The sequence below is a fragment of the Arenibacter palladensis genome (assembly GCF_900129275.1).
Lineage (GTDB): Bacteria > Bacteroidota > Bacteroidia > Flavobacteriales > Flavobacteriaceae > Arenibacter > Arenibacter palladensis.
In genome coordinates, this window is record NZ_FQUX01000013.1 from 6,263 (window position 1) to 20,162 (window position 13,900).

General features: G+C 39.3%; 12 protein-coding genes and 1 pseudogene. 7 read left to right on the plus strand and 6 right to left on the minus strand.

Annotated elements, in window-relative coordinates:
- The 7 genes and pseudogenes from BUA60_RS23465 to BUA60_RS21775 form a co-directional block, all read left to right on the plus strand.
- Positions 1 to 744 (plus strand): annotated as a pseudogene (locus BUA60_RS23465) (collagen-like protein); the annotation flags it as partial.
- Positions 745 to 775: 31 nt separating this feature from the next.
- On the plus strand, positions 776 to 2,800 hold the full coding sequence (locus BUA60_RS21750; RefSeq protein ID WP_072865539.1) for a T9SS type B sorting domain-containing protein: 2,025 nt from the start codon (positions 776 to 778) through the stop codon (positions 2,798 to 2,800).
- A gap of 3 nt (positions 2,801 to 2,803) precedes the next feature.
- Positions 2,804 to 3,772: a PorP/SprF family type IX secretion system membrane protein gene (locus BUA60_RS21755; RefSeq protein WP_072865541.1), complete on the plus strand. Its 969-nt coding sequence runs from the start codon at positions 2,804 to 2,806 to the stop codon at positions 3,770 to 3,772.
- 968 nt (positions 3,773 to 4,740) lie between these two features.
- Entirely contained in the window at positions 4,741 to 5,274 is a 534-nt protein-coding gene (gene idi, locus BUA60_RS21760; protein WP_072865648.1) for an isopentenyl-diphosphate Delta-isomerase, read from the plus strand.
- Positions 5,271 to 5,678, plus strand: coding sequence for a 6-pyruvoyl trahydropterin synthase family protein (locus BUA60_RS21765; protein WP_072865542.1), 408 nt, complete (start codon positions 5,271 to 5,273; stop codon positions 5,676 to 5,678). The genes idi and BUA60_RS21765 overlap by 4 nt, the downstream gene beginning before the upstream one ends.
- 109 nt (positions 5,679 to 5,787) lie before the next feature.
- Entirely contained in the window at positions 5,788 to 6,756 is a 969-nt protein-coding gene (locus BUA60_RS21770; RefSeq protein WP_072865544.1) for a type I phosphomannose isomerase catalytic subunit, read from the plus strand.
- 31 nt (positions 6,757 to 6,787) lie between these two features.
- Positions 6,788 to 7,057 carry a hypothetical protein gene (locus BUA60_RS21775; RefSeq protein WP_072865545.1) on the plus strand — a complete coding sequence of 90 codons (270 nt, stop codon included), beginning with the start codon at positions 6,788 to 6,790 and terminating at the stop codon, positions 7,055 to 7,057.
- Positions 7,058 to 7,110: 53 nt separating this feature from the next.
- Here BUA60_RS21775 and BUA60_RS21780 read toward each other — a convergent pair whose 3' ends face one another.
- The 6 genes from BUA60_RS21780 to BUA60_RS21810 all read right to left on the minus strand — a co-directional run bounded on the left by BUA60_RS21780 (position 7,111) and on the right by BUA60_RS21810 (position 13,749).
- The gene (locus tag BUA60_RS21780) at positions 7,111 to 7,827 is read right to left on the minus strand and encodes a DUF4369 domain-containing protein (protein ID WP_072865547.1); all 717 of its coding nucleotides are present in this window, start codon (positions 7,825 to 7,827) and stop codon (positions 7,111 to 7,113) included.
- A 44-nt stretch (positions 7,828 to 7,871) separates the two neighbouring features.
- Positions 7,872 to 9,134 carry a DUF819 family protein gene (locus BUA60_RS21785; RefSeq protein WP_072865549.1) on the minus strand — a complete coding sequence of 421 codons (1,263 nt, stop codon included), beginning with the start codon at positions 9,132 to 9,134 and terminating at the stop codon, positions 7,872 to 7,874.
- Between the two features lie 44 nt (positions 9,135 to 9,178).
- On the minus strand, positions 9,179 to 9,982 hold the full coding sequence (locus BUA60_RS21790; protein WP_072865550.1) for a Cof-type HAD-IIB family hydrolase: 804 nt from the start codon (positions 9,980 to 9,982) through the stop codon (positions 9,179 to 9,181).
- 122 nt (positions 9,983 to 10,104) lie between these two features.
- Positions 10,105 to 10,269 carry a type II toxin-antitoxin system antitoxin gene (locus BUA60_RS21795; protein ID WP_072865552.1) on the minus strand — a complete coding sequence of 55 codons (165 nt, stop codon included), beginning with the start codon at positions 10,267 to 10,269 and terminating at the stop codon, positions 10,105 to 10,107.
- Between the two features lie 271 nt (positions 10,270 to 10,540).
- Positions 10,541 to 11,398 (minus strand): SPFH domain-containing protein, encoded by an 858-nt coding sequence (locus BUA60_RS21805; protein ID WP_072865556.1) that lies wholly within the window; start codon positions 11,396 to 11,398, stop codon positions 10,541 to 10,543.
- A gap of 95 nt (positions 11,399 to 11,493) precedes the next feature.
- A complete protein-coding gene (locus BUA60_RS21810) occupies positions 11,494 to 13,749 on the minus strand; it encodes a penicillin-binding protein 1A (RefSeq protein WP_072865558.1) in 2,256 nt (751 codons plus the stop codon).
- Between the last annotated feature and the right edge of the window lie 151 nt (positions 13,750 to 13,900).

A 13,900-nucleotide genomic window follows, 5' to 3' on the forward strand; every position in this document is an offset into this window, starting at 1 on the left:
GGAGCCAAAGGAGATACTGGAGATACAGGAGCCACTGGAGCGCAAGGTCCAACCGGAGCAAAAGGAGATACAGGTGATACAGGAGCAACCGGTGCCCAAGGCCCAACTGGAGCTAAGGGTGATACAGGAGCCCAAGGTCCAGCAGGTCCGGCCGGATCCGATGGTATAGATGGTGCTGTAGGTCCTCAAGGTCCAGCAGGTCCTCAGGGTCCAACGGGAGCTACAGGGTCACAAGGTCCAACAGGAGCAACTGGTCCTGCAGGAGATCCAGCAACGGATGATCAAACATTGAGTATTGCTGGCGATCAATTGAGTATATCTGGTGGTAATACCATTACAGTGCCTACGGCCGATGGAACAGAGACTATAGTGACGGCAGGTAATGATATTAGTGTAACTGGAAATGGTAGTAGTGCCACTCCTTATGTAATTGCAAATACACGACCTAATATTTTCTATCCGCCTTCCATTGCTGTGGATGCCTCTTCAACGGGCACGGGTAGGACAATTAATCTGCATACGCAATATACGGCTCAATTTGGATCACCAATGGTGGCTAGTAATTTGGCACCTGGGGCTATACCCACTTATGCCAATACAGAGCTGTATTACTATGTTACGTATTACGATAATACGGTGTTCGACAATGTAAGTGTGGATGAATTTGGTGTAATGACCTATGATGTAATAGCAACACCAACAGATTATAATTCGCTTATCAACGTAGTATTTGTAGTGAAATAGATTATATAAACCAATTAGGTACAACAGGAGTTTGAAACCAAAACACATATATAGATTTCTTTTTGTTATCCTTGTAACCATATTCTTTGGTGCTAATAGGGCCAATGCGCAATTTTTGTTGCAGGCACCCAACAGTACCGATGAACATAATTACAAATGGTACGAGGCTTCCGATACTTCCACAGTTTTGGGTACCGATTTTTTTTACGAGGTAACATCCTCCGGGATTTATTTTGCAACATATGACGGAACTCTATGTGGATCAAATGCTACTGGTTATTTTATAGTAACCGATTGTACGAGCCCGGATAATGAGGTAACGATGGATATATCCAATAATGTGGGTACCAGCGCTGCCATTAGTTGGTCGCCTGCAGTTAGTGGGGATCAACTAAGACCTACGGTGATTGCAACACAGAGTGTGGTGCGCTATACTGCTACCGTTACCAAGGCAGGGAACTCTTTTGATTTACCCAATTTTACTGTGGTTTGTTTACAGCAATCCAGTGTTTTGGTGGACGATTTTATTACGGTCAATGAAGATTCATCGGTTATAGTACCAATTTTTGATAATGATAGCAATTTGCCTACTTCGGGTATTTTGACTACTTCAAATCCGTTTAACGGTAATGTCCTTATTGATGATAATGGCACACCAAATAATCCATCGGATGACATCATAACTTTTGTCCCAAATCCCAATTACAATGGACCAAGTACATTCACTTATACCATTTGTAATTCCTTGGGAGATTGTAGTACAGCTACTGTAAATGTCGACGTACTTCCTATTGTTGATGCTTTCGACGATTCTGTGGCTACCTTGGAGAATATGCCCGTGGATGTAGATATTTTGGTGAACGACAATGATATCCCTATCCTGGGAACCATAACGACTACCAGTCCATCCAATGGCAATGTAGTAGTTAACAATAATGGTACGCCTAATGACCTTAGGGACGATACGGTAACATACACCCCCAACAATGGTTATGTGGGCAGCGATCTTTTTACATACACCATATGTGATGATCAATCAAATTGTAGTACGGCCACTGTCAACATATTGGTGAATCCACTTGGCATTGTTGATATTGACAGTGATGACGATGGAATTTTGGACAGTTTTGAAGATCTTAATTTGGATGGTGATAATGATCCGTCTACAGACCCAACAGATTCTGATGGTGATGGCATACCGGATTACTGGGATATCGACAGTGATAATGATGGTATTCCAGATAATGTTGAAGCACAAACCACCCAAGGTTATGTTCCGCCAAGTGGAGTGGATGCCAATAACAATGGTCTGGACGATGCCTATGAAAATAATGGAAATATAGGCCTGTTCCCAATTGATACGGACGGGGATAATTTACCAGATTACTTGGATGAAGACAGTGATAATGATAATGTACCTGACAGAATTGAAGGCCATGATCACGACCATGACGGTATTCCGGATGTAGTTTATATTGGTTCGGATAAGGATAATGATGGTCTTGATGATGGTTATGAAGGCAGTACAACTATTGATATTGATGTTAACGATGAAATAAATGATCCTTACAATGATCTACCCAATACCGATGGGGACGATGAAGTTGATTACAGGGATACCGATGATGACGATGATGGAATACTTACAATTGATGAAGACGAAAACGGGGATGGAAATTATGCCAACGACGATTTTGATAATGATGGTATTCCTAATTATCTGGATTCAGATTTGATCATAATGGATGACGGCGTGGAAGTGTTTAACGTAATTACTCCTAATAATGATGGCATTCATGATGTCTTGACCATAAGGGGAATTGAAAATTATCCAAACAATACCATCAAAATATATAACCGTTGGGGAGTATTGGTTTATGCAACCAAAGCCTATAACAATGATTCCAATTATTTTGACGGTACGTCTGAAGGTAGGGTAACCGTTGCTCAGGATAATCAATTGCCGGTAGGAACTTATTTCTACATTTTGGATTATAGTCCTTCGGCAGGTGGTAAGATGACGACCCTAACAGGATACATTTATATAAATAGATAAAAGATGCCAAATCTTATAAAGAATATACTAGATTCCAATAAACTGTTATTCTGCTTAATTGCAATAGCCATGTTGTTAAGTAACACGGTACAATCGCAACAAGATGCACAGTATACGCAGTATATGTACAATACGGTAAGTGTAAATCCTGGTTATGCAGGTTCCCGTGGACATATCAGTATTGCAGCATTGCATAGGTCGCAATGGGTAGGTTTGGACGGAGCCCCAACCACCCAGACATTAAATTTGCACTCACCCATTGGCTATAGGGGTGTAGGTTTGGGCATTTCAATTGTAAACGATAAAATTGGCCCCACTTCGGAAACTTATTTTGATGGAGATTTTTCATACACCGTTTATACTTCACAAGAAGGTAGATTAAGTTTTGGTTTAAAAGCCAGTGCCCATATGTTGGACATACGTTTTTCAGAACTTAACCAAGATTATACCAACCCAGGAGGGCCGGATCCTACATTACAACAGGACATAAATAATAAATTTTCGCCCAACATAGGTGCCGGAATATATTATCACACAGAGAAATTCTATGCAGGCCTGTCCGTACCGCGATTTTTACAGACAACACATTTTGATGGTGAAGCTTTGTCCACTGCCAAGGAACAGATGAATTTATATTTGATAACCGGATATGTGTTCGACCTGAATACCAATTTAAAATTTAAACCTGCCCTTTTAACCAAAGTGGTTCAAGGTGCACCTTTACAAGTTGACGTTTCGGCCAATTTTATGCTCAATGACAAATTTATTGTTGGTGCGGCCTATCGATGGGATGCGGCATTAAGTGCCATGGTAGGTTTTAATATCTCCAATTCGTTCCTGATAGGAATGGCTTATGACAAGGAAACTACTGAGCTGGGTCAGGCTACTTTTAATGATGGATCCTTTGAGATTATTTTACGCTACGACTTCATCAAGGAGCTTGGTAATTTAAAATCGCCCAGATTTTTCTAAAAGCCTATCGGGAATTTCATTTGTGATATCCCCGTATTTCATAAGCCAAAGGTTCAGGGAAATAGGAGGTATCTACCCACTCCGACTTAATGATAATTTTTTAAATTCGAATGCTACTATTTCAGACTCGAGGTACCTCCAATACATGGTTTGTACTCAATACCAAAGTTCATGTTCTGTTTATTATTTGCATCGCTTAAAAAAGGACCAGAATCGATTTACTATTGCACGGTGTATTTTGGTTTAAAGGAGTCAGCCTTATCCAAGACTTTCATGTTAATTAGTTCCCTCGCCCTGTGTGAAAACTAGTCATGTTAAGTTGAAATATGAATAAGTCCGTTTTTTTGTTCGGTAAACCTAAATGTCTGGATAAATCATTGTTCGCTATTGGATATCCTTCAATTTTGTCCTAGACGTCAATTGTCAGGCAGATCTTCTTCCGTAGTGGAGATGACATGGCCGTTAAGAATTATTGAAGCCTTGGAAATAATTTAGGCCATTGCATCGGTCCTTAAAATCCTTAGATTTTAGGGACCACCTAGTGAAGAAGGGTCTTTTCTCCTGCCCGACGGCAAGGCGGGTTTGTTTCGTTTTCTTTGGACAAGCAAAGAAAATGAAAGGATAATTTCAAAATATGTTTTAATCTATTATCCTTAACAAATAAAACCTAAGATAAAAAGCATTACAAGTTATGTTGATCCAATTTTTATAGAAACACAACAATCAAACGTAATCCTTAATGCGATAATTATATACCAATTCGGAAACCGTCCGCTACCTTTGTCTAAAGGTCCATCCCAATTTTCATTACATCTCAAAATGAAATTATTTCTATAAGATTATTGGTAGAATCTAACACTCTCAATCTTTTTTTAAGGAATAGGTTACAAGAACCTCCAGTTTTAAAGTATTTAATTTTTATGACCTACTTAACCCTTATTATTGGGGAAAGGTTTTATTTTTACAAAATGGAAGAGGAAAATGTAATTCTTGTTGATAAATTTGATGTGCAAATTGGTCTGATGCCCAAAATGGAAGCCCATGAAAAGGCTTTGCTCCATAGGGCATTTTCGGTTTTTATTATGAATGATAAGGGGGAAACAATGATTCAGCAAAGAGCGGGTCATAAGTATCATTCCCCCCTTCTGTGGACCAATACCTGTTGTAGTCATCAACGGGAGGGAGAATCCAATATTCAGGCAGGGAAAAGAAGATTGAAGGAAGAGATGGGATTTGAGACCGAATTGAAGGAGTTGTTTTCTTTTATCTATAAGGCTCCTTTTGACAATGGTCTTACCGAACATGAATTGGATCATGTGATGATAGGACACTACAATGGGGAACCAAAGATAAACCCAGAGGAAGTGGCCTCATGGAAATGGATGAAGCCTGTGGAAATAAAGCAGGATATGCTTAACTCCCCTGAGAAATACACGGCCTGGTTCAAGATTATTTTCGATAAGTTTTACAATCATATTTCGCAATACAATACTGCCATATGAAAGTTAAAGTAAGTAGAAAAGCTCATTTTAATGCTGCTCACAGGTTGTATAGACCCGAATGGAGTTATGAAAAAAATGATAGTGTTTTTGGTTTATGTAACAATCCAAATTTTCATGGCCATAATTATGAGCTGATAGTCAGCGTTACCGGAGAAATAGATGAGGAAACAGGCTTTGTTATAGATATGAAAGACTTAAAGGAGCTTATAAGGGAAAAAATAGAAAATCAACTGGACCATAAAAACCTTAATGTGGAGGTGGAATGGTTTAAGACCGTGAATCCTACAGCGGAAAATATAGTAGTTTATATTTGGAACCAGCTTCGGCCCTTTATAAAGGCTTCAAACGAGTTGGAGGTGGTACTTTACGAAACCCCAAGAAATTTTGTAACCTATTCCGGATAGTTGGGGTTTATTATTATCAATCAAAAAAAAGGAAGGAAAGTATTGAACTTCCCTATTAGCAGTTTAATCAAATTAATACATAGAATATAAATACCTAATACCAATCAGCATGAACTTATATCCTTTAAAATTCAATCCTATCCTTAAAGAACGACTTTGGGGCGGTACCAAATTGAAAGATGTTTTGGGAAAACCCATTGAAAATGATATTACGGGTGAAAGTTGGGAGCTTTCTGCAGTGAAAGGGGACGTTTCAGTGGTAGCCAATGGTGATTTATCCGGTACTTCTTTACAGGAATTGATCAATGAGCATCCTGAAGAATTATTGGGTAAAAGTGTTTATGCCAGATTTGGGACCGAGTTTCCAATTCTTATCAAATTTATAGATGCCAAACAGGATTTGTCCATCCAATTGCATCCTAACGATGAATTGGCCAAAAAACGTCACAATTCCTTTGGAAAAACGGAAATGTGGTATATTATGGATGCCGATAAGGGTGCAGAGTTAATAGTGGGTTTTAACAAGGACGTAACCAAAGAAGAATACGCCAAGAGTATTGAAGAGGATACGCTGTTGGATTTGTTGAACTATGAAAGTGTAAAGGAAGGGGATACTTTTTTTATAAACACTGGTAAAATGCACGCTATTGGGGCTGGAGTGTTGCTTGCGGAGATTCAGCAGACTTCCGATATCACCTATCGTGTCTTCGATTTTAATAGAAGGGACAAAAATGGCAATCTTAGGGAATTGCATACCGATTTGGCCCTGGATGCCATAGATTACACTAAGAAGGATGATTTTAAAGTGAAATATTCCGATAAAAAAGACAGTGTTAACAATATGGTTTCCTGTCCTTATTTCAATACCAACATTTTAGAGCTTACCAAGGACTTGGAGTTGGATGTAGAAAAAAGGGATTCGTTCACCATATACATGTGTGTAGGGGGCAAGGCGACTATTTCTAACGAATTTGGATCGGTATCCATACAAAAGGGCGAAACTACTTTAGTGCCTGCCCAGTCCAAAAAAATAAATATAATTACAACGAGTGCAAAACTTTTGGAGGTTACTATCTGAAAATGATTACTTTTGCAAAAAAAATTTACCAATGGCAAGTATAAGAGATTTAAAGAAAGACATTAATTACGTTTTAGGAGATATTATTGAAGCGGTGTATTTAGTGGAAGCTTCTGGAAATAAGCAAAATTCAAAAGAAGGTAATGCAATAATAGATAATGCAATTGAAGTCTTTGACGAGTTGATCGCGAAAGTAAACCAGAAGTCAGTGGAGAACAGACCGGCCCATTTAAAATCCGTTAAAGCGGAATTGGAAACCAAAGCAGGTTCTTTAATTGAACAACTTAATAAATTAGGGTAGTATTTCCCTTAGTAGGTATTTAAAAAAAGCATCCATTTATTGGATGCTTTTTTTTATTCTTTAGTTTCTTTCCTAAGGTTTTCAATATGTTCTTTTAATTCCTTGCCGTACTTGGAATTGGCAACATCAACAGAGAGCGTATTGTTTATAGAGTCCAAATATTTAAGGTTGGCATCCGAAACTTCCTTTACGGCAATGTAGGGTGCTACATAGGAATCTGCATTGTTCAACGCAAAATTAATGGCGTAAAGGTATCCTCTCTTAACATTTTTTTCGGTTAAATCTTGAAGTGAATCAAAAGCAACAGAGTCACTTTGCGTTTTGGGATCCATACTCAACCTTGCGTATTCCAAATTCTTGGTGTTGAACTTGGACATAACTTCCAGATATTCCTTCAGCTTCTCATTACTTTTAGATCCCTCAATTTTGGCATTAAGGTCGAAGGTATTCCAATTGGTATTAATGGTTATAATTCCAGGTTCTGCAAAGAAGGTAATTCGGTCATTTATGCTATTGTTATCCTTCTTGTCAAGGTATAGGTAGAACAGCTCAGGGCTTTCCAGTTCTGTGGTAAAGGAAAAATTACCATCCCCATCCACGACAAGCGAATCAACTGTGACCAAGGTAGTATCCGCAATGTGCTGCAGATAAAGGGTGCCTTTTTTTAACCCCTTTACATTTCCGGTAACGGTCATGGTATTTTCAGTACTGCCGCCCCCACAAGAGCTAATAATTATTGCCAGTACCGCGACCATTAAAACTTTCTTCATATTATTTTTTTTGAAGCGCAAATATCATTAAAGTTTATGGAATTTTAAACTTTTGATGCAATTTCCATGAGAATTGTACAAAGTATGGCACCACCGGTACCTACCACATAGCCAAAAACCGCCAGTAAAACACCGACCGAGGTCAAAGATGGGTGAAACTCTGCAGCTACCACAGGGGCAGAGGCAGCACCTCCTACGTTGGCCTGGCTACCTACCGCAAGAAAGAAATAGGGGGCCTTGATCAGTTTGGCCACCACAATAAGCAAAACAGCGTGAATCGTGATCCACACAAAACCTATGGCAATTAATCCTGGATTTTCAAAAACCTTGCCCAAGTCCATTTTCATGCCAATAGTGGCCACCAAGATATAGATAAATACACTGCCTAATTTACTTGCCCCTGCACCCTCATAGTTCTTTGCTTTCGTAAAGGAGATTACTATCCCCACTACGGTTGCCAGAACCACCATCCAAAAGAAGCTGGATCCTAAAAATGATAGAAAACTTTTATTGTCGCTTACGCTTTCAAAAGTGTTGGTCAAATATGAACTGATATAATCACCAAAAAAGTGGGCAATGCCAACTCCCGTAAAGGCAAAAAACAGCATCATCATATAATCCTTTAATGTGGGGACCCTGGTGATTTTTTCGGTGAACTGGGAAACTTTTATTCTAAGTTCTTCAATAGCAGAGGTGTCGGCCTTAAGCCATCGGTCTATTTTTTTTGTTTTTCCTACGCCCAACAAAATAACGGCCATCCAAACGTTGGCAACCACTATATCAACCAAAACCATTCCACCATATTTATCGGGATTGTATTGATAAATTTCGAGCATGGCAGCTTGGTTGGCTCCCCCACCTATCCAACTACCGGCAATAGTGGCAAGTCCTCTCCAAATGGCATCAAAATCATTTCCACCAACGGTTTCGGGAGAGAATATGGATATTATTAAAATGGCCAATGGCCCACCTATAATAATCCCAAAGGATCCGGTAAGGAACATGATCAAGGCTTTCGAACCCAAATTGGCTATGGCCTTCAGATCTATGCTCAAGGTCATTAAAATCAGTGCCGCAGGAAGCAAGTATCTACTGGCCATAAAGTAGAGTCCAGAGGTCTCGTCCGATATTAAACCGCTACTGGCCAATATAGATGGTAGTACATAGCACATTAGAACGGCCGGGACAATATTGTAAAATTTACTCCAAAAGCCGGTTTTTATGGAAGAGGTGTAAAATATAAATCCCAAACAAAGGGCAAGTAGTCCAAATACGACGGTATCATTGGTGATAATTGGTTCGTTCATATAAAAATTAGTTCAATTGGGCTTTTCGTTGTCGCCAAATATAATCAAATTAAAATATGCTGCTTAATATAGTGTGCCACCCCGTCCTCAGAGTTTTTCAAGGCAAGATCGCGGGCTATACTCTTTACTTCTTCACGGGCATTGGCTACCGCTATTCCACGACCTACGTTTTGAAGCATTTCCATATCGTTGTAATTGTCGCCAAAGGCAATAACGTCGTTTAAACTTTCATGCTCCTCCAGCAAGAGTTTAATGGCGGTCAATTTGGAAACGGATTTAGGGGCGATTTCTATCAAGGTATCATTGGAACGATACAGGTTTAGGGTTTGGTTGAAATTTTCCTGAAGAACAGGGAAGAGATTGTCTGTATTTTCTTTGTTTCCCATCAGCATAATTTTGTGGGCTCCCATTTTTCTATCCCTCCAGTCCTCAATGGTTGCTTGGGTGTCCCTAAAGGTGGGAATGGTTTTGGTATATTTTATTTCTTTTTGTACCCGCTCGGAGTCTATTGCTACATACCATTCGCTTTTTGAATAAAGGCCCAGCTGAATTCCGACCTTATTGGCCATGTCGTATATGGAGGCTATTTGGTCTATATGGATGTAAGTGGAGAACAATTCTTTTGAACCATGTAGTACCAACGCCCCATTGTAACATATAATGGGTTGATTTTCTATGCCTAGGTTTTTTTGAATATAGGTCATGGACTGCGGCATTCTGGCCGATACCAGTATAATCCTTAAATAATCCTTTATTCTTTTAATTTCCGAAATTGTAAAATCGGAGACATTATCCTTAAAGGTCAATAAAGTGCCATCCAAATCGGAACATAAAATTTTGAAATCCATAATGGGGGATTGGGTTTAGGTTTTGGAATTAATTTGTGGACAAAGATATGGTTTAAGTATAAAAAAGGTAAAAGAGTAGCTTTAAGGGTGCTTATTTAACCAGCCTGAAGTAGGTCCAAAAATTAATCCTCCTTTTGTTTGGGGGCACGTTTGGCCTCTTTTAGTTCCTTCATCAACATCCATTCTATTTGGCCATTTACACTGCGAAATTCGTCCGAAGCCCATTTCTCAATGGCTTTCAGCATATCTTCATTTAATCGCAATGCAAAAGCTTTCTTTTTGCTCATATGATCAGTTTTTACCCCTTTAAAATTATTTTAAAATCTTTAAAGAGGGTCCTGAAAGATTTATTTCACTTTTCAATATTCCTTGGCCAAGGTGTTCGGTTTGTTTTCAAACTTGGAATCCAATATTATACTTTGATTGTTTTTAACTAGGTTCTGCCCTATATATCGGCAAAGATAAGGGTACATAGGTCCATTGCCAAAGACAACCAACGGTAAGTTGACCATAAAAACCAGAACATAGCAGGTGTATTTTAATATTACCTTGCTATGGTTAATGGTTAAGTGTCCCGGCATTGACAATGGGCGATGCATCCTTATCCGAGCAGAGGACTACCATAAGATTGCTTACCATAGCCGCTTTTCGTTCCTCGTCCAAGTCAATTATTTCCTTCTTTCCTAATTGATCCAGTGCCATTTCTACCATGCTTACCGCACCTTCCACTATTTTATGTCTTGCGGCAACAATTGCCGTGGCCTGCTGTCTTTTTAACATGGCATTGGCAATTTCTTGGGCATAGGCCAAATATCCAATTCTAGCCTCCAGTACTTCTATGCCTGCCATGGCCAATCTTTCCTGAACCTCTTTTTCCAAGGCCTCGCTTACTTCATTAACACTGGATCGTAAGGTAATATCTTCCGTATGGCCCTCATCCGCAAAATTGTCATAAGGATACATACTGGCCAATTTGCGTACAGCGGCATCTGTTTGTACGCGGACGAAATTCTTGTAGTCGTCCACATCAAAAGCTGCCTTATAAGTATCGGTTACCCTCCATACCAAGATAGTACTGATCATGATTGGGTTTCCCAGTTTGTCATTTACCTTGAGTCGCTCACTATCAAAATTACTGGCCCTCAGGGAAATTTTATTTTTGCTATAAAAGGGATTGACCCAGTAAAGGCCATTTTTTTTAATGGTACCCATATACTTCCCAAAGAGGAGTAGCACCCTGGATCCGTTTGGATTTACCAAAACAAACCCACGTAATGATATAATACATATGAAGAAGATAGGTAACGCCAGCGGTACGCCACCAATTACTAGCACAATGGCTAAAATGAAGAGCCCTAATAATACCAGTAGCATAATATAGCCATTGGTGGGGATAATGTTTTTTTCTTGTTTCATGGTCGATTGATTTATAATGATATTAAAATGATATCATAAAGATATAAATAAATTAATAACCATGAACACTTTGGCACTAAATTAATCCTGAGCGTTTAAGTCTTTGTATTACCGGTTTTAAAATCTTTCGTTTTCTTTTTTTTGGGATTCTTGAAAAGCCTTTTGAAAAATCCATCCCTTTTTACCGGATCGCAATCCAGATTGCTCATCACAGCCGAGCTGGGATTGGGAAATTTAGCTTTGGTAATGTGGTCAAAGGATTTGTCTGCATTTAGCTTTTGCAACCACAACGCAAAAATGGGCAATGCCGCATTGGCCCCTTGGCCCAGGCTAGTGCTGCTAAAGCCAATTTCATGGTTGTCCAATCCTACCCAGGTTATGTTAAGTAGTTTTGGGGTCAAAGCTGCAAACCAGGCATCCTTGTTGTTTTGTGTGGTTCCGGTTTTTCCGGCAATGTCGTTCTTAATACCATATGTAGAACGAATTCGGGCAGCAGTACCACTATTCACGGTGGCCTTCATCATCTCCAACATAATTTGCCCTGTTTCTTCGGAAAAGGCTCTTTTTTCGGCTACAACTGGCTTAAAGGTCTCAATTATGGAGTCCTTTTCATTGGTAATTCGGTGAATTAAAAATGGGGTCACAGATTTCCCATGGTTCAGATAACTGGCATAGGCACCTGCCAGTTCATTGATTTTGATCTCTGCTGTGCCCAATGCCAATGACGGTAGTGCCGGCAATGTTGTTTCAATACCCATTTTCTGCGCCTGATCTATTACATTGGGAATACCTGTTTTCTCCAAAACCTTTACCGCCACGGTATTTACAGATTTGCTCAGGGCTTCTTCCATAGAGTAATTTAGGTATGCCTCGTCCTTATTTGCGGAATTACTGGGAGACCAACCCTCCATATTTTCATAGGCCACCTCCTGGGCCGAAAAGTAGGTGCAGGGAGATATGCCTTTTTCTAGGGCAGCGGTATAAACAATGGGCTTAAAGGCAGAGCCGACCTGACGCTTGCTTTGTGAAATATGATCGTATTTAAAATGTTTAAAATTAATTCCTCCCAACCACGTTTTAACGGCCCCCGTTTTGGGATCCAAGGATAGGGATCCGGTATTTAAGAATTTAAGATAGTGCAATAAACTATCTATAGTACTGGCAGAGCGCATTTCATCCTGATTCCAATCTCTTAATAGCATTTCTTTTTTTAAGTTCATGGAATCCATAATCTCCTTTTCGTTGAGCCCTGCCTTCTTCCACTTTTTGTAGGGTCCTGAATTCTGTATAACTTTTTTAATGAGATTTTGGTCCTTTATCCAGGGCGCTCGCTTGCCGTAACTTTTTTCAAAACTGTTTTGAAGGGCTTTCATATGCTGCCCCATTGCTTCTTCTGCCAACATTTGCATCTTGGAATCCAATGTGGTGTAAATTTTAAGGCCTGATGTATAAATGTTATAATCCAAACCCTTTTCCCTTTGCTCTTTGGCCCAATTTAGCATTTGTTTTCTTACCTCCTCCCTGAAATAGGGGGCTATGCCCTCACTGTAGTCGTAGTCCCTGTAATTGAGTTGTAAAGGAAGTAGTTTAAGGCTATCTGCCTCTTTTTGGGATAGAAAATCATTGGAATACATGGACTGCATAACCAAATTACGCCTGTTTAGGCTGTTTTTTGGAAAAACACGGGGATTATAACCGTAAGTTGCCTTTAGCATGCCTACTAGTGTTGCACTTTCTTGGAGCTCAAGTTCCCTTGCCGATTTATTGAAAAACTTTAGAGAAGCACTTTCTATTCCGAAAGTGTTGTCACCAAAGGAAACGGTATTCAAATAAAGCATAAGAATATCTTCTTTAGAGTACATGGCTTCCAATCTGGAGGCTATTATCATTTCCTTAAATTTCGATAGGGCCAGATTGAACTTTCCGGATTTTTCCCTGGGATATAAATTCTTGGCAAGTTGTTGGCTAATGGTGCTACCACCACCGGCCGATTGATCTTGCATCAGTATGGTTTTAAATGCCACACGGAAAAGACTCTTATAATCTATTCCTGAATGATCATAAAAACGTTCATCTTCAATAGCCACCAAGGCCTCTATTAAATTTTTGGGAACTTCTTCATATTGTATGGGCTGCCTGTCAAACAGAAAATATTTACCTATAAGTACACTGTCCGCAGAATAGACCTCGGAAGCTCTTTGATATTTGAAGTCAGATAATTCCTGCTTGCTTGGAAGTTTTCCCCAAGCCCCCAAATATATGCTCAGCACCAATAAAAGGGCAGTGCCGCCAATTACAACTAAAGAAATTATTCCAATCCTTAGAAAGGGATTTTTTATATTCTTCAACATCTTCTTTTACAATTAAGAACTGCAAGGTTAAATTAAAAAATCAAACGGATTAACTTCTTAACAATTAGTTATACTTCAATTCATTATTTTTGAGCACCATCAAGAATTAGAATTATTGAATTTCCTCGAGTTTTTTAAAAGGGTTATTATC